Source organism: Cryobacterium arcticum, from assembly GCF_001679725.1.
GTDB classification, from domain to species: Bacteria; Actinomycetota; Actinomycetes; order Actinomycetales; family Microbacteriaceae; genus Cryobacterium; species Cryobacterium arcticum_A.
Map to the genome: position 1 here is coordinate 824,047 of NZ_CP016282.1, position 15,807 is coordinate 839,853.

Annotated in this window: 13 protein-coding genes; 5 read left to right on the forward strand and 8 right to left on the reverse strand. The window is 69.8% G+C overall.

Annotated elements, in window-relative coordinates; all coding sequences use genetic code 11:
* Positions 1-33 precede the first annotated feature (33 nt).
* The 5 genes from PA27867_RS03605 to PA27867_RS03625 form a co-directional block, all read right to left on the reverse strand.
* Positions 34-750, reverse strand: a complete 717-nt coding sequence (locus PA27867_RS03605; RefSeq protein ID WP_208857296.1) for a hypothetical protein — start codon at positions 748-750, stop codon at positions 34-36.
* Complete coding sequence (locus tag PA27867_RS03610) at positions 737-2,257, reverse strand: DUF4389 domain-containing protein (RefSeq protein ID WP_066593307.1); 1,521 nt, start codon at positions 2,255-2,257, stop codon at positions 737-739. Before PA27867_RS03610 ends, PA27867_RS03605 begins: the two co-directional genes overlap by 14 nt.
* A 67-nt stretch (positions 2,258-2,324) precedes the next feature.
* Positions 2,325-3,569 (reverse strand): homoserine O-acetyltransferase MetX, encoded by a 1,245-nt coding sequence (gene metX / locus PA27867_RS03615; protein ID WP_066593327.1) that lies wholly within the window; start codon positions 3,567-3,569, stop codon positions 2,325-2,327.
* 138 nt (positions 3,570-3,707) lie between these two features.
* Entirely contained in the window at positions 3,708-5,036 is a 1,329-nt protein-coding gene (locus PA27867_RS03620) for a bifunctional o-acetylhomoserine/o-acetylserine sulfhydrylase (protein WP_066593328.1), read from the reverse strand.
* 140 nt (positions 5,037-5,176) lie between these two features.
* Complete coding sequence (locus PA27867_RS03625) at positions 5,177-6,289, reverse strand: acyltransferase family protein (RefSeq protein WP_066593329.1); 1,113 nt, start codon at positions 6,287-6,289, stop codon at positions 5,177-5,179.
* Between the two features lie 29 nt (positions 6,290-6,318).
* Here PA27867_RS03625 and PA27867_RS03630 point away from each other — a divergent pair, with 29 nt between their 5' ends.
* On the forward strand, positions 6,319-7,116 hold the full coding sequence (locus tag PA27867_RS03630) for an SDR family NAD(P)-dependent oxidoreductase (RefSeq protein WP_066593338.1): 798 nt from the start codon (positions 6,319-6,321) through the stop codon (positions 7,114-7,116).
* A 126-nt stretch (positions 7,117-7,242) separates the two neighbouring features.
* Here the strand turns inward: PA27867_RS03630 and PA27867_RS03635 are convergent, their stop codons facing one another.
* Genes PA27867_RS03635 through PA27867_RS03645 form a run of 3 tightly spaced genes read right to left on the reverse strand, consistent with a single transcriptional unit; the run spans position 7,243 to position 11,284 of the window.
* Positions 7,243-8,877: a cation acetate symporter gene (locus PA27867_RS03635; RefSeq protein ID WP_066593340.1), complete on the reverse strand. Its 1,635-nt coding sequence runs from the start codon at positions 8,875-8,877 to the stop codon at positions 7,243-7,245.
* Positions 8,874-9,221, reverse strand: coding sequence for a DUF485 domain-containing protein (locus tag PA27867_RS03640; RefSeq protein WP_066593360.1), 348 nt, complete (start codon positions 9,219-9,221; stop codon positions 8,874-8,876). Before PA27867_RS03640 ends, PA27867_RS03635 begins: the two co-directional genes overlap by 4 nt.
* A 47-nt stretch (positions 9,222-9,268) precedes the next feature.
* The gene (locus PA27867_RS03645) at positions 9,269-11,284 is read right to left on the reverse strand and encodes an AMP-binding protein (protein ID WP_084020646.1); all 2,016 of its coding nucleotides are present in this window, start codon (positions 11,282-11,284) and stop codon (positions 9,269-9,271) included.
* An 89-nt stretch (positions 11,285-11,373) separates the two neighbouring features.
* Between PA27867_RS03645 and PA27867_RS03650 the strand changes: the two genes are divergently transcribed.
* The 4 genes from PA27867_RS03650 (at position 11,374) to PA27867_RS03665 (ending at position 15,782) form a co-directional block, all read left to right on the forward strand.
* Positions 11,374-12,057, forward strand: a complete 684-nt coding sequence (locus PA27867_RS03650) for a GntR family transcriptional regulator (protein WP_236900825.1) — start codon at positions 11,374-11,376, stop codon at positions 12,055-12,057.
* 23 nt (positions 12,058-12,080) lie between these two features.
* Positions 12,081-13,616 carry an MmgE/PrpD family protein gene (locus PA27867_RS03655; RefSeq protein WP_066593364.1) on the forward strand — a complete coding sequence of 512 codons (1,536 nt, stop codon included), beginning with the start codon at positions 12,081-12,083 and terminating at the stop codon, positions 13,614-13,616.
* Positions 13,616-14,524: a methylisocitrate lyase gene (gene prpB / locus PA27867_RS03660; protein ID WP_066593367.1), complete on the forward strand. Its 909-nt coding sequence runs from the start codon at positions 13,616-13,618 to the stop codon at positions 14,522-14,524. Before PA27867_RS03655 ends, prpB begins: the two co-directional genes overlap by 1 nt.
* Positions 14,525-14,591: 67 nt before the next feature.
* Positions 14,592-15,782 carry a bifunctional 2-methylcitrate synthase/citrate synthase gene (locus tag PA27867_RS03665; RefSeq protein ID WP_066593370.1) on the forward strand — a complete coding sequence of 397 codons (1,191 nt, stop codon included), beginning with the start codon at positions 14,592-14,594 and terminating at the stop codon, positions 15,780-15,782.
* The last annotated feature ends 25 nt before the right edge of the window (positions 15,783-15,807 follow it).

Below are 15,807 nucleotides of genomic sequence, written 5' to 3' on the forward strand. Positions count from 1 at the left end.
CTACACAGCACCCTATCGGGCCCGGGGTCGGTTTTACGCCGGTTGACTAGGACTTTCGTTTCCGGTACTGCGGTCAGGGTGGTGCCCGGCTCCCGCCCGGGCGCGGCGGAGAAGTGCCCGGAGCACCACTCCGCTGACCACGGCCACGGTCAGGGCCATCAGCACGGCGGCGAGCAGCCCGATGGCGAGGACCAGCGCGGCGGACTGCCCGGGCTGCCAGAGCGGTGTCGCCACCGCGAAGAAGACCGCAAGACCCGCGCACCAGGCCGCCGCGCTCCCCGCGATCCACCAGCCGGCGCGGGGCAGCTGCCGGCGCAGTTCGAACCACTGGGCGAACCCCAGACTGCACAACAGGAACGTGGCGAGCAGTGCCGCGACGATCAGCTGGGCGGCAGCGGGCCAACGCTGCCAGACGTCGGCCCACTCGGCGGGCAGCAGCCCGACGAACCAGGCCGCGGCCGCGCCGATGGCCGTGGCGCCGACCCATCGGGACCGGTTCAGCTCCGGCAGCACGACCCGGAGGACCGTGGCCTGGGTCCAGCCGAGCACGGCACCCTCGATCGCTCCGGCGAGGATGAGCGCGGCGCTGGCGATGGGTGACCCGGCGAAGGCCAGCTGGGCGAGAGCCGGAGCCAGGAAGCCCACGGTCTCGCCGAGGGTGACCCACAGCACCCAGTACCGCAGGAACCGGTCGAGGAGGTCGGGGCGGGCGCGGGGCTGGGGCGCTGGGGCGCTTCTATCGACCGTCATCGGGAGCGAGGGTGGGACCGGGTGCCGGCGGTGCGGCTGCGGGGGCGGGCGCGGGCGCGGCAGATGTGGCGGGTGTGGCGGGTGCGGGGACCGGCTGACCGGCCGGAGCGAGGGACCCGGGGTCGATGGGACCCTGATCGAGCCGGAAGGGCGGGTACTCGTCACGCATCAGGGCGGCGTACACGATCACCCGGTAGAGCCACCGGTTCAGCCCCAGGATCAGGTCGAAGATGCCGCGGCGATACCGGCCGCTGAAGAGCAGGACCACGGCGGCGATGAGCACCAGGACGGTGAGGAGGGAGAATCCGGCGCCGCCGCCGGTGGCCCAGTTGTTCCAGCTCGTCGTCCACGCCCAGGTGCCACCGGTGATGATGGCCACGATGATCAGGTGCGGGATCGCCAGCAGCCAGGACTTCACGAGGACCAGTCCGTGCGAGAGACGATCCGGGTAGTCCACCTCGAGGTCGGCCGGGTAGTCGGTCGCGGCGAGCGTGAACGGCGGGTACCGATCGGTGCCGAGGGCGGAGTACGCGTAGAAGGTCACCCGCCAGTTCCAGCGCAGCACCCCGACGTTGTAGTTGAAGATCGCCCGGGGATACCGGCCGGTGAAGAGGATGGCGAAGCCCGCCACGATGGTGCTGATCCAGAAGCCGAACCACAGGAAGAACAGCACGATGTAGTGCGGGATGACGAGGACCCATTTGACCAGCCAGAGCGCCCGCGAGAGCCCGGGTTGGAGCCAGCCGTTCAACCGCGCCGGATAGTCGGCACCCGGCCGGTCGGGATCCAGCGGAGGCTGGGGTCCCCGGACGTCGGGCCGGCTCGACGGGGCCGGCCCGTTGCGGCCGAGGCCGATCACGCCGAGCATCACGAGCGCCAGGCCGATGAGGAGGGTCACAAGACCGGTGAGCAGCAGCGCCGCCGCCGCCGGGGCGAGCAGCCCCGACCGTACCCCAGCCCGCAGGTCCACGGCCACGGGCCGGCTGGCATCCGCGTTCATCACCACGACCGCCCAGGCTCCCGGCTGCACCGACCAGGTGATCTCCTGGGTGCCCGGGCCCGCGGCAGACACCGTCCACCAGGACTGTTCCTCGGGAGGTTCGGGCCGGTCCGACCCGGCGATCTGGCGGTAGTCCACCCGGAACGGGGTGGACTGGATGCCGCTCACCTCGGTGTGCGCGACGCTGGCCAGGTAACTGTCCACCTCGGTGCGCGGCGCGATCCCGATGAAGACGTCAGCTCCGTTGCTGCTGGTGGCCTCCAGCCGGATGCGGGCGATGTCGAGGTTCAGCGGCGGTGGTGTGCCCGTGGTGGTGACCGGGCCGAGGGTGGGGCTGGTGAGCGCATACGAGTTCGCGACGAACGACGCGGAGCGGGTGGAGAAGTAGCCGTTGTCGCCCTGCGCCCCGCTGGCGATGGCCGCCACGGTGCCGGCGGCGGTGAGCCCGAAACCCAGGAGTGTGAGGATCGTGCCGATCAGGAGCATGACGAGGGGGCCGGGCTTCATGGCAGCGGATCCTTTCGCACAGCGAACCTACCGAATTCAGCCAGAGTTCTCCCGAATGCAGGGCGTGTCAACCCTCCCGGTCGGGGCCTGGCGCCGCCAGGAGCCGGCGCAGTTGGGCGCCGATGGCCTCGTCCTCGATGAGGAAGCCGTCGTGGCCGTAGCCGGACTCGATCACCACGGTCCCCGCGCCGGCCGGTTCGGGACCCAGGCCGAGACCGGCGCCGAGGCCGGCGGCGATCACGCGTTGCCCGTCGACGGGGAACAGCCTGTCGCTGTCGATGCCGACGATCAGGGTGCGGGCCGTGATGCGGGACAGGGCGGCGTCGATGCCACCGCGGCCGCGGCCCACATCGTGGGAGTTCATGGCCTCGACGAGGGTGATGTAGCTGTTGGCGTCGAACCGCCGGGTGAACTTGTTGCCGTGGAAGTCGAGGTAGGACTCGACGGCGAACCGGCCGTGCGATCCCAGCGGGGTGATGTCACTCTGCCAGCTGCGTTCGAAGCGCTGATTGAGTTCGGACGGGCTGCGGTAATTGAGCAGGGCCATCCGCCGGGCCAGCGCGAGGCCGCGACTCGGGCCGTCGCCGGCGTCGGCGTCGTAGTACTCGCCGGAGCGGAACAACGGGTCGGTGCGGATCGCCTCGATCTGCACCGAGTTGAGCGCGATCTGGTCGGCCGTGGTGACGGGCGGGGCCGCGAGGATACCGAGGCGGTCCACCCGGTCGGGCTGGTCGATGCCCCATTCCAGCACGTGCATCCCACCCATCGAGCCGCCCACGATGGCGGCCCACCTGTCGATGCCGAGCCGGTCGCTGAAGGCCACCTGGGCCGCCACCTGGTCGCGGATGGTGAGGTACGGGAACCGCGGCCCCCACTCGGAGCGGTCGGGTGCGAGAGAGGCGGGCCCGGTGCTGCCCTGGCAGCCGCCGAGCATGTTCGGTGCCACCACGAACCAGCGGTCGGTGTCGAGGGCGAGGCCGGGACCCACGATTCCGCTCCACCAGCCGGCGGTGGGGTGCCCGGAGCCGGAGGCGCCGACCAGGTGGCTGTCTCCCGTCAGGGCGTGCAGCACGAGCACGGCATTGTCGCGGGCGGGGGAGAGCTCGCCCCAGCTCTCGTAGGCGATCCGGGCCGCCGGCAGGCGCTGGCCGGCCTCGAGATCCAGACCGCCGATGTCGACGAAGCGTCGGTGGCCCACGGGGTCGCCGTCGCGCCAGGCGCCGGTGACCGGTGGTTTACCCGCGACGGATCGTACCTGTGCCTCGGTCACGAGGCTGGACGGGACGGTGTCCTCGGAGTATTGCCATTCCATACGGCTCCATTGTGGCCAACTTTCGGCCGTGACCGCCGATTGTTACGTCATTCAGCGCAGCGCTGGTCGTGCGGCCGCGCTGGTCGAGTTTGTCGAGACCCGGTGACCGGCTCTGCGGTCCCGACCAGCGCAGCGCGGTTACGCGTTCGCGCGAGAGGCCTGCACCACGGCGCGCGCGGCGGCGAGCCCGGCTTCGAGGTCGGCCTGCAGGTCGGCGACGTTCTCGATGCCCACCGACAGCCGCACCAGGCCGGGCGTGACGCCCGCGGTGAGCTGCTGCTCGGGGGTGAGCTGGGCGTGGGTCGTGGACGCCGGGTGGATGACGAGCGAACGCACGTCGCCGATGTTCGCCAGGTGGCTGAACAGGGTGAGGTTGTCGACCAGAGCACGGCCGGCATCCACCCCGCCCTTGAGCTCGAACGACAGCACGGCGCCCACACCCAGCGGGGCGTAGGTGTTGGCGGTGGCGTACCAGGGGCTCGACGGCAGGCCCGCGTAGTTGACCGACGCGATGTCCGGGTGGTTCTCCAGGAACTCGGCGATCGTCTGCGTGTTGGAGACGTGCCTCTCGATACGGAGGCTCAGCGTCTCGATGCCCTGGATGAGCTGCCAGGCGCTGGCCGGGGCGATGGCGCTGCCGAGGTCACGCAGTAGCTGCACGCGGGCCTTGATGATGTAGGCGAGGCCGTCGCCGACCGCCGCGGTGTAACTGGCGCCGTGGTACGACGGGTCCGGTTCGGTCAGGCCCGGGAACTTCTCGACGTTGGCCGTCCATTCGAACAGGCCACCGTCCACGATGACGCCGCCGATCACGGTGCCGTGGCCGCCGAGGAACTTGGTGGCGGAGTGCACGATGATGTCGGCGCCGTGCTCGAACGGGCGGATCAGGTACGGCGTGGCGATGGTGTTGTCCACGATCAGCGGCACCCCGTTGGTGTGCGCGACCTCGGCGACGAGGGCGATGTCGAGCACGTTGATCTTGGGGTTGCCGATGGTCTCGGCGAAGAACAGCTTGGTGTTGGGCCGCACGGCCCGCGCCCACTCGGCCGCGTCGTCCTGGTCTTCCACGAAGGTGGTCTCGATGCCGAGCTTGGCAAGCGTGTACTTGAAGAGGTTGTATGTGCCGCCGTAGATCGAGCTGGACGAGACGATGTGGTCGCCGGCCTGGGCGATGTTGAGCACCGCGAAGGTCGAGGCCGACTGACCGGACGCCAGCAGCAGTGCGCCGGTGCCGCCCTCGAGGGCGGCGACGCGCTCTTCGACGACAGCCTGGGTCGGGTTCTGGATGCGGGTGTAGATGTTGCCGAATTCGGCCAGCGCGAACAGGTTCTGGGCGTGCTCTGCGCTGTTGAAGACGTAGGAGGTGGTCTGGTAGATCGGCGTGGCCCTGGCGTTGGTCACCGGGTCAGGGCGGGCCCCGGAGTGGACCTGCTTGGTTTCGAACTTCCAGTCTGCGGAATCGCTCATGGTCGGTCTCCCTGTTCGTGCGTGGGCCGGCATGCCCGGCAGCGGTGTGCGGAGCGCTTTCGCTCCGTCTGCAGCAACCATAGGCAGCCCGGCCGCGTGCGACAACGCGTCCGGACACACAACGTCATCTGCCGGGTGGGTTATTTTCCCGGCCCGTGCGGCAGCACGATGGTGCCCGTGTGGGTGGACGGCTCCTGCCGGAACAGCCAGCGCAGCCGGGGCTCAACGAGGGGCCGGAAGATCCGTTTGACCACGGGCAACGACAGCAGCACGGAGATGCCGATCGCCAGTAGGATCACGGCGGGCAGCACCCAGGCCGGCTGCGGGCCGTCGAGCACACCGGTCTCCCGCAGCGGGTAGAGCAGGAAGGTGTGCAGCAGGTAGATGTACATGGTGGCCGCGCCCAGCGGGGTGAACCAGGTGGCCCGGCGGGGCATCAGCATCAGGAACGCCAGGATGAACCCGAACGAGGCCAGCATCAGGCCCAGCCGGATGACGCCGGCCCAGAACTGGTCGTAGCCGAACTGCCAGTAGGCCTCGTCGTAGAGCGTGAAACTGCGCAGGCGCAGGTCCCGCACGCCCACGATGTTGACGGTCACGAGCAACGCGAGTACGCCGAACAGCGCGATCGCGCCGCTCCGCCAGCGCCAGACCGCCGCCGGCGACAGATGCATCCACTGGGCGGTGAGGGGCCACTGGCGCAGCTTCCAGCCGAACACGAAGAACGGCAGCAGGCCCAGCGTGCGCGACAGCGAGAAGGTGCTGTCGATGTCGCCGACGTACCCGGCGCCCACCGAGATGGCGATGGCGATCAGCAGCGGGTACCGCAGCAATACCAGGTAGGGCAGCAGCACCCGCCAGATGGCCAACGCGATGAGGAACCAGAGCGTCCAGGACGGGCTGGAGTAGTCGACCTTGAGGGTCCCGCTGAGGCCCCAGCTGATCAGGGTCCAGATGCTCTGGAAGATCAGGTACGGGAAGACGATGTCGGTGATGAGCCGGTGCATCTGCCGGGGCCCGGGAGGCCCGGACTTGGCGAAATACCCGCTCACGGCGACGAACACCGGAACGTGGAAGGCGTAGATGAACAGGTAGACCCCGTAGGCGGTGTCGGACTCGCCGATGAGCTTGAGGATGGCGTGCCCGATGACCATCAGGGTGATGGCGATCCAGCGGGCGTTGTCCCAGAGCGGAACCCGGCGCTTCGGCTTGTGCGGGCCGGCGTCGTGCGGGGTCTTGGTCGGCGAACTCATCGGGTCCATTCTCCGGGCAGAATAGGGCAATGGGCAAAAGAAGAGTCGTCGTCACCGGTGCGAGTAGCGGAATCGGAGCGGCCACCGTGCGCCTGTTCCGGGAGCACGGCTGGGATGTGGTGGGCGTGGCCCGCCGCGCCGACCGGCTGGCGGAGCTCGCCGCGGAGACCGGGGCCGCGGTCTTCACCGCCGACCTCACGGTGCAGGCCGACGTGGATGCGCTGCGGGACTTCCTCGCCGCATCCGGGCCGGTGAACGCCCTGGTCAACAACGCCGGCGGTGCCAAGGGTCTCGACTCCGTGGAGAACGGCTCGCTCGACGACTGGGCGTGGATGTACGAGATCAACGTGCTGGCCGTGAAGCGGGTCACCAGCGCGCTGTTGCCGCTGCTGCGCGCCTCGGTCGCGGCACCGGATTCGGGCGGCGCAACCGACGTGTCCGCGGACATCGTCAACATCACCTCCACCGCCGGGCACACCGCCTACATCGGCGGCGGCGGCTACAACGCCGCCAAGTTCGCCGCGCACGCCATGACCGAGGTGCTGCGCCTAGAGCTCAACGGCGAGCCGATCCGGGTGATCGAGGTGGCCCCCGGCATGGTGCAGACCGAGGAGTTCGGCCTCGTGCGTTTCGGCGGCGACCCCGAGAAGGCCAAGGCGGCGTACACCGACGTGGCGAACCCGCTCGTGGCGGAGGATGTGGCCGCGACCATCGTGGCCGCTGTCGAGCTGCCCGCGCACGTGAACCTGGACCTCGTGGTGGTCAAACCGGTCGCCCAGGCGTCCACCACCCTGGTCGCCCGCGGCCCCCTGGCTCCGCGCGCCTGACCCGCCTGCACCTGCTCCCGGCCGAGCATCCGCGGCACCTATGTCCTGAACGGACGATTGCGCCCGGCGTACCGGGCGCAATCGTCCGTTTCGGCCACAGTCGGGCCGCGAGAGAGGCGAGGGCGGCTAGTGCTCGCTGGCCTTCTCGGCGCCGAACCCGGTGAGGGAGCGCACCGCCATCTCGGCGGCCAGCTTCGGGTCTTCCCGCTTGGTGCTCGTGACCGAGCCGAGCCAGCCGAGGAAGAAGCCCAGCGGGATCGAGATGATTCCCGGGTTGTTCAGCGGGTAGAGCGCGAAGTCCACGCCCTCGCCGAACATCGAGGTGGGCGTGCCGGAGAATACCGGCGAGAACACGATGAGCAGCATCGCCGAGCCCAGGCCCCCGTACATGCTCCACAGGGCGCCGCGGGTGGTGAAGCCGCGCCAGAACAGCGAGTACAGGATGGTGGGCAGGTTGGCGCTCGCCGCGACGGCGAAGGCCAGCGCCACGAGGAACGCGATGTTCTGCCCCTGCACGCCGATGCCGCCGGCGATCGCGAGGATGCCGATCACCACGACGGTGCGCCGGGCGATCTTGACCTCGCCGTCGGGGTCGCCCTTGCCCTTCTTGATCACGCTCGCGTAGATGTCGTGCGCGAACGAGGTGGCCGCCGTGATGGTCAGTCCCGCCACGACGGCCAGGATGGTCGCGAACGCGATCGCCGAGATCAGGCCGAGCAGCAGCGGACCACCGAGCGCCAGGGACAGCAGCGGCGCGGCCGAGTTCACGCCGCCGGGGGACGCGAGGATGGTGTCCGCGCCCACGAGGGCCGCGGCGCCGAAGCCCAGCACCAGGGTGAACAGGTAGAACGCCCCGATCAGGAAGATCGCCCAGACCACGGAGCGGCGGGCTTCCTTGGCGCTGGGCACGGTGTAGAAGCGCATCAGCACGTGCGGCAGGCCCGCAGTGCCGAGCACCAGGGCGATCGCCAGCGAGATGAAGTCCAGCGGGTTGCCGCCGTACTGCAGGCCGGGCGCGAGGATGGCGTCGGCCGGGGTGGCCGCGGAGTTCGCGACGGCGGCATCGAGCAGGGTGGACAGGTTGAACCCGTTGATCACCAGGACCCACACGGTCATGGCGCCGGCGCCGATGATGAGCAGGAAGGCCTTGACGATCTGCACCCAGGTGGTGCCCTTCATGCCGCCGATGAGCACGTAGAGGATCATCAGGCCGCCGACCACGGTGACCACGATGGACTGGCCGAGCTTGTCGTTGATGCCCAGCAACAGCGACACGAGGCCGCCGGCGCCGGCCATCTGGGCGAGCAGGTAGAAGAAGCACACCGCCAGGGTGGTCGTGGCGGCGGCGACGCGCACCGGCCGTTGCGCCAGCCGGAAGGAGAGCACATCCGCCATGGTGAACTTGCCGGTGTTGCGCATCAGCTCGGCCACCAACAGCAGGGCCACGAGCCAGGCCACCAGGAAGCCGATCGAGTAGAGGAACCCGTCGTAGCCGTTGACGGCGATGGCGCCGACGATGCCGAGGAACGACGCCGCCGAGAGATAGTCGCCGGCGATCGCGAAGCCGTTCTGCGGGCCGGTGAAGGAGCGCCCGCCGGTGTAGTAGTCCGCGGCGGTGCGGTTGTTGCGGCCGGCCCGGATCACGATCACCAGGGTGACAGCGACGAAGGCCAGGAAGATCGAGATGTTCAGGACCGGGTTGTTCTCCGCCGGTTCGACCGCCGAGGCGACCGCGCCGAGGCTCATGCCCAGGGCGCTCATGCGGCGGCCTTCGCTTCGAGCTCGGCGCGCAGGTCCGCGCCCAGCGGGTCGAGTACCCGGTTGGAGAACGCGACGTACCAGATGGTGATGGCGAACGTGGTGACGAACTGGCCGAGGCCGAGCACCAGGCCCAGGTTGACGCTGCCGAACACCGGCTGCGCCATCACATCGGGCAGGTAGGCGGCCACGAGAACGTAGGCGAAATACCAGACCAGGAAGAACACCGCCAACGGCACCACGAACCTCCTGCGCCTGCTTTGCAGGTTGACGAAGCGTTCTGAGGTCTCGAATTCGACGTAGTCGATCGATCCTTCCGGCCGGGTGTCTTTCAGTGATTCCTTCATGGGGGCTCCTTTGCTCCGGTGAGATGGGATGGCTGAGGTTGGGACAGTCAGTCGGGGATGGGGCGCACCGCCCGGACCAGGGCGTCGAGGGTGGTGGGGTCCTCGATGGTGGGCGGCACCTTGTACGGCTCGCCGTCGACGATCTGGCGGATCGTCTTGCGCAGGATCTTGCCCGAGCGGGTCTTGGGCAACCGCTCCAGGATGGTCACATCCCGGAACGCCGCCACCGGGCCGATGTGCTCGCGCACCAGGTTGACCAGTTCGTTGCGGAGCAGGTCGTGGTCGACCACCCAGCCGGCCTTGAGGGTGACGAAACCGGCGGCACGCTGGCCCTTGAGCGGGTCGTGCACGCCGAGCACCGCGCACTCCGCGATCGCCGGGTGCCGGGTGAGCACCTCCTCGAGGGATCCGGTGGAGAGCCGGTGCCCGGCCACGTTGATCACGTCGTCGGTGCGGCCCATCACGTAGAGGTAGCCGTCGGCGTCGATGTGGCCGGAGTCGCCGGTGGCGTAGAACCCGGGGAAGGCGGTGAGGTAGGCGCTGGCGAACCTGTCGTCGCCGCCCCAGATGCCCAGCAGCGAGCCAGGCGGCAGCGGCAGCCGGATGGCGATGTTGCCGTCCTTGCCCGGCTTGGTGATGCGGGCACCCTTCGAATCGAGGATGGCGATGTCGTAGCCGGGCACCGGCACGGCCGTGGACCCGGGCTTGGTGGGCAGCTCTTCGATGCCGCGCGGGTTGGCGCAGATGGCCCAGCCGGTCTCGGTCTGCCACCAGTGGTCGACGACCGGGCAGTGCAGGCCGTCGTTGGCCCAGTGGAAGGTCTCCGGGTCGAGCCTCTCGCCGGCCAGGAACAGCGCGGTGAGGCTGGACACGTCGTACCGGGCCAGTTCGGCCAGCTCCGGGTCGACCCGGCGGATGGCGCGGATGGCGGTGGGGGCGGTGAACAACACGTTCACCCGGTAGTCCTGCACGACCCGCCAGAAGGCGCCCGCATCCGGGGTGCCGATGGGCTTGCCCTCGTAGATGACTGTGGTGGCGCCGGCCAGCAGGGGCGCGTAGACGATGTAGGAGTGCCCGACCACCCAGCCCACGTCGGACGCCGCCCAGAAGACGTCGTCGGGGCCGATGTCGTAGATGTTACGCATCGACCAGGTCAGCGCCACGGCGTGGCCGCCGTTGTCGCGGATGATGCCCTTCGGGTTTCCCGTCGTGCCGGAGGTGTAGAGGATGTACAGCGGGTCGTCGCTGGCGACGGTGACCGGATCGGCCGGGGTGGCCGCGGCCGAGGCTTCGGCCCAGTCCAGCCAGCGCACGGCAGCGTCGTCACCGGTGTCGGACGCGTAGTCGGCGGCGGATCCCGGGATGGCGTGCCGGTTCTGCACGATGACGGTGTGCACCGACCCGGCGCTCAGGTCGAGGGCCTTCCGCACGAGCGGCAGATACTCAACGGCCTTGCCCGGTTCGAGCCCGCCCGAGGCCGTGACGAGCACGGTGGGCCGGGCGTCGTCGATGCGCACGGCGAGCTCGCTGGCGGCGAAACCGCCGAAGACCACCGAGTGCACGGCCCCGATGCGGGCGCAGGCGAGCATGGCCACCACGGCCTCCGGGATCATCGGCAGGTAGACGACCACCCGGTCGCCCCGGCCCACGCCGGCCGCGCGGAGCACGCCGGCGAAGCGGGCGACCCGATCGAGCAGGTCGCGGTAGCTGATCCGGGCCCGGGTGCCGGTCATGGCGGAGTCGTAGATGAGCGCGGTGTGGTCGCCGCGGCCGGCCAGCACGTGCCGGTCGAGGGCGTTGTAGCTCGTGTTGAGGGTGCCGTCGGCGAACCAGCGGTAGTCGGTGGGGGAGTGTTCGGTGAGCGCCGCGCTGGGCGGGTCGACCCAGTCAACGAGCCGGGCGGCGTCCAGCCAGAACTCCTCGCGCTGCTCGATGCTGCGTCGCCAGGCCGCGCGGTACGCGCCGGTGCTGGTGCCGGTGCCGGCCTCCGGCGGGGTGGGCTGCGGGGTGTCGGGCGCGTCGGTGAGCGGTGTGGTGCGAGTGCTTACGGTGTGGTCGGTCATGGTGTGAACCTCTCCATTGAAGCTCTCATGTATACACAAGGTGCGGTTAGTCTTGCACAATCGCGGCAATAGGGGAATAGAATGCGCTTGTGTATACAGAAACCGTGAAGTCCGCACCGGAGCGGGCCAGCGACCGGGCCTACCGGGTGCTGCGCGACGAGATTCTCGACGGTGTGCTCCCGGCCGGAACGGTGCTTCTGGAGGTGGAACAGTCCGCCAGACTCGGGGTCTCCCGCACCCCCTTGCGCTCCGCCGTGGCCCGGCTGGTCACCGACGGCCTCGTCGCCGGCCGCAGCGGCCGGGGCTTCTCGGTCACCGCGATGTCGGTCGAGTCGATCAACGATCTCTACGAGCTGCGTGAGGCCCTCGAGGAGCGCGCGGCGACCCTGGCCGCCCGCGGCGCCGACCGTTCGGCGTTCGGGATGCTGCGCGAGCGATTCCTCGCCGCTCCCGCCCTGCTCGACAACGGTGAGACCGGCATCCACGAGTACTACGCCCTGATCGACGAGTTCGACGCGGCCATCGATGCCGCCGTCGACAATGCCTTCCTGGTGGGAGCCCTCGACACGGTGCGCACGCACCTGGCGCGCATCCGCCGGGTCGCCCGCGGCAACCCGGTGCGGCTGCGCCAGGCGGCGGCCGAACACCTGCTGATCCTCGACGCGATCATCGACGGCGACGCGGCGCTCGCCGCGCACGCCACCCATGTGCACCTCCACCTGAGCCTGGCGAGCGTGCTCGCGGTGCTCGGCTCCACCGACCAGGCTTCCTGACCTCCCGACCGAAAGGACCACCCGTGCAGTCCACCGAAGTGCGCGTTCACCCGAGCGAGGACAGCCCCGCCCGCACCGAACAACTGGCCTGGAAGCTCGCCGCCTGCGCGGCCGACCCGGTGCCCGTCGACGTTGATGTGACCGAGATGATCATCAACCGCGTGATCGACAACGCCGCCGTCGCGGCGGCCTCGCTCACCCGCGACCCGGTCGCCGCGGCCCGCTCGCAGGCGCTGGCGCATCCGCGCTCAGGCGGCGGCGACGGCGCTACAGTGTTCGGTCCGCCCAGCGGCCGCCGGGTGTCGCCGGAATGGGCCGCCTGGGCCAACGGTGTGGCCGTCCGGGAGCTCGACTACCACGACACCTTCCTCGCCGCCGAGTACTCGCACCCGGGCGACAACATCCCGCCGATCGTGGCCGTGGCCCAGCACCTGGCCGCCGCCCGCGGCCTCACCGGGCACGAGCTGGTGCGCGGTATCGCCACGGGCTACGAGGTGCAGATCGACCTGGCCCGCTCGATCAGCCTGCACAAGCACAAGATCGACCACGTCGCCCACCTGGGCCCGTCGGCCGCTGCCGGTATCGGCACCCTGTTGGGCCTGGATCCCGACACGATCTTCCAGGCCATCGGCCAGGCCCTGCACACCACCACGGCCACCCGGCAGTCCCGCAAGGGCGAGATCTCCAGCTGGAAGGCATTCGCGCCCGCGTTCGCCGGCAAGATGGCCGTTGAGGCCGTGGACCGGGCCATGCGCGGCCAGACCAGCCCCACCCCGATCTACGAGGGCGAGGACGGTGTCATCGCCTGGCTGCTCGACGGGCCCGAGGCCTCCTACGACGTGTCGTTGCCGGCCGGTGGCGAGCCCAAACGCGCGATCCTGGACAGCTTCACCAAGGAGCACTCGGCCGAATACCAGGCCCAGGCGCTCATCGACCTGGCCCGCAAGCTGCACCGCGAGCACCCCGAGATCCTGGTGCCCGGCGCGGTGCGGTCGATCGTCATCCACACCTCGCACCACACCCACAACGTCATCGGCTCCGGAGCCAACGACCCGCAGAAGTACGACCCGCGGGCCAGCCGGGAGACCCTGGACCACTCGGTGCCGTACATCTTCACCGTCGCGCTGCAGGACGGCACCTGGCACCACGTGGACTCCTACCTGCCCGAGCGGGCCCGGCGGGCCGACACCGTGGCCCTGTGGAACACCGTGACCACGAGCGAAGACGCCGAGTGGACCCGGCGCTACCACTCCGCCGACCCGGCCGAGAAGGCGTTCGGCGGGCGGGTGGAGATCCTGCTGGCCGACGGCACCCGCCTGGTCGACGAGCTGGCCGTGGCGGATGCGCATCCGCTCGGCGCCCGCCCCTTCGTGCGGGAGGACTACGTCGCCAAGTTCCGGCTGCTCGCCGGCGACGCCCTGGAGCCGCCGGAGATCGAGCGGTTCCTCGACCTCGCCCAGCGGCTCCCCGAGCTCTCCGGCTCCGAGCTCGGCTCGCTCACCCTCGTGGCCCGGCCCGGCCTCTTCGACGCGCTGCCCAGCCTGAACGGAATCTTCTGATGCTCTACTCCGCACTCACCCCCGCCGCCAAGCGTGCCCAGCTGCGCGCCGACCTCGCCGGTGGCAGCCTGTTGCGCTTCCCCGGCGCGTTCAACCCGCTCTCTGCGAAGCTGATCCAGGCCAAGGGCTTCGAGGGGGTCTACATCTCCGGCGCCGTGCTCGCGGCCGACCTCGGCCTGCCCGATATCGGCCTGACCACCCTCACCGAGGTCGCCGGCCGCAGCCAGCAGATCTCCCGGATGACCGACCTGCCCACCCTGGTCGACGCCGATACCGGCTTCGGCGAGCCCATGAACGTGGCCCGCACCGTGCAGACCCTCGAGGACGCCGGAGTGGCGGGCCTCCACATCGAGGACCAGGTCAACCCCAAGCGCTGCGGCCACCTGGACGGCAAGCAGGTGGTCGACACCGACACCGCCCTCAAGCGCATCCGCGCCGCCGTGGATGCCCGGCGCGACCCGAGCCTGCTCATCATGGCGCGCACCGACATCCGCGCCGTCGACGGGCTGGATGCCGCGATCGACCGGGCGAAGGCCCTCGCGGACGCCGGCGCCGACGCGATCTTCCCCGAGGCCATGGGCACCCTGGCCGAGTTCGAGGCGATCCGGGCCGCGGTGGACGTGCCGATCCTGGCGAACATGACCGAATTCGGCAAGAGCGAACTGTTCCGGGTCGACCAGCTCGAGAGCGTCGGGATCAACCTCGTGATCTTCCCGGTATCGCTGCTGCGGCTGGCCATGGGCGCGGCCGAACAGGGCCTGGACACGATCGTCGCCGAGGGGTCGCTGACCAGCCTGCTCCCGGCCATGCAGACCCGCGCGGAGCTCTATCAGTTGCTCGACTACGAGGCTTACAATCGCTTCGATTCGGGGATCTTCAACTTCACGCTGAGCGGCCACGAGGGCTGACCACCGGCGCGACAGCAGTACGGCAGCACCACCAGCACGGCCAGGAATCAGGACGCAAAGGAGCGACATGACCATCAACCAGCCCACCCACACGTCAGTGGCGGAACCACCGGTCGCACCCGAGATCCATCGCGGCCTGGCCGGGGTCGTGGCCGACTCGACGGCCGTCTCCAAGGTCAACCCCGACTCGAACTCGCTGTTGTACCGCGGGTACCCGGTGCAGGAACTCGCCGCCCAGAAGAGCTTCGAAGAGGTCGCGTACCTGCTCTGGAACGGCGAGCTGCCGACGGATGCCGAACTGGCCGAGTTCGAGGAGGCCGAGCGGGCGCTGCGCCGGCTCGACCACTCGGTGCGCCGGGTGATCGACGAGATCCCCACCTCCGCGGACCCCATGGACGTGGTGCGCACGGCCGTGAGCGTGATCGGCGCCAACGACCTCACCACGCCGGACTCCTCGGTGGAAGCGAACCTGGCGAAGTCGCTGCACCTGTTCGCGCAGCTGCCGGCGATCGTCGCCTACGACCAGCGCCGCCGGCAGGGGCTCGAGCTCGTCGAACCGCGCGACGACCTGGGCTACTCGGCCAACTTCCTCTACATGACGTTCGGCGAGGTGCCCGAACTGCCCGTGGTCGAGGCCTTCGACGTGTCGATGATCATGTACGCCGAGCACTCCTTCAACGCCTCCACCTTCACCGCTCGGGTGATCACCTCGACGCTCTCCGACCTGTACTCCGCCGTGACCGGGGCCGTCGGCGCGCTCAAGGGCCCGCTGCACGGCGGCGCCAACGAGGCCGTGATGCACATCTTCAACGAGATCGGTCTGGGCGACGGGGCGGCCGAGCGGGCCGAAGACTGGTTGGACGACACCCTCGCGCACAAGCGCAAGGTGATGGGCTTCGGCCACCGGGTCTACAAGCACGGCGACAGCCGTGTGCCCACCATGCACGCGGCCCTGCTCACCCTCATCGAGCACTACGACCGCCCCGACCTACTCGAGCTCTACGAGGCCCTCGCCGCCGGCATGGCCGAGCGCACCGGCATCCTGCCCAACCTGGACTACCCGTCCGGGCCGGCGTATCACCTGATGGGTTTCGACACCGCCACCTTCACGCCGATCTTCGTGGCTGCCCGGGTGACCGGCTGGACGGCGCACATCATGGAGCAGCTGGCCTCGAACTCCCTCATCAGGCCGCTGTCGTTCTACAACGGCACACCGGAGCGGCACCTGGCCCCGCCACAGCCGGGCGAGGTGCTCTGAGCGATCGGCGCGGCTGGGCACTGCG

Bases quoted from the DNA above. Each gene is read 5' to 3' on its own strand.
- PA27867_RS03640 (WP_066593360.1), bottom strand. From the start codon at position 9,221: ATGAAGGAATCACTGAAAGACACCCGGCCGGAAGGATCGATCGACTAC.
- PA27867_RS03665 (WP_066593370.1), top strand. From the start codon at position 14,592: ATGACCATCAACCAGCCCACCCACACGTCAGTGGCGGAACCACCGGTC.
- metX (WP_066593327.1), bottom strand. From the start codon at position 3,569: ATGGAATGGCAATACTCCGAGGACACCGTCCCGTCCAGCCTCGTGACC.
- PA27867_RS03635 (WP_066593340.1), bottom strand. From the start codon at position 8,877: ATGAGCGCCCTGGGCATGAGCCTCGGCGCGGTCGCCTCGGCGGTCGAA.
- prpB (WP_066593367.1), top strand. From the start codon at position 13,616: ATGCTCTACTCCGCACTCACCCCCGCCGCCAAGCGTGCCCAGCTGCGC.
- PA27867_RS03645 (WP_084020646.1), bottom strand. From the start codon at position 11,284: ATGACCGACCACACCGTAAGCACTCGCACCACACCGCTCACCGACGCG.
- PA27867_RS03610 (WP_066593307.1), bottom strand. From the start codon at position 2,257: ATGAAGCCCGGCCCCCTCGTCATGCTCCTGATCGGCACGATCCTCACA.
- PA27867_RS03605 (WP_208857296.1), bottom strand. From the start codon at position 750: ATGACGGTCGATAGAAGCGCCCCAGCGCCCCAGCCCCGCGCCCGCCCC.
- PA27867_RS03630 (WP_066593338.1), top strand. From the start codon at position 6,319: ATGGGCAAAAGAAGAGTCGTCGTCACCGGTGCGAGTAGCGGAATCGGA.
- PA27867_RS03620 (WP_066593328.1), bottom strand. From the start codon at position 5,036: ATGAGCGATTCCGCAGACTGGAAGTTCGAAACCAAGCAGGTCCACTCC.
- PA27867_RS03625 (WP_066593329.1), bottom strand. From the start codon at position 6,289: ATGAGTTCGCCGACCAAGACCCCGCACGACGCCGGCCCGCACAAGCCG.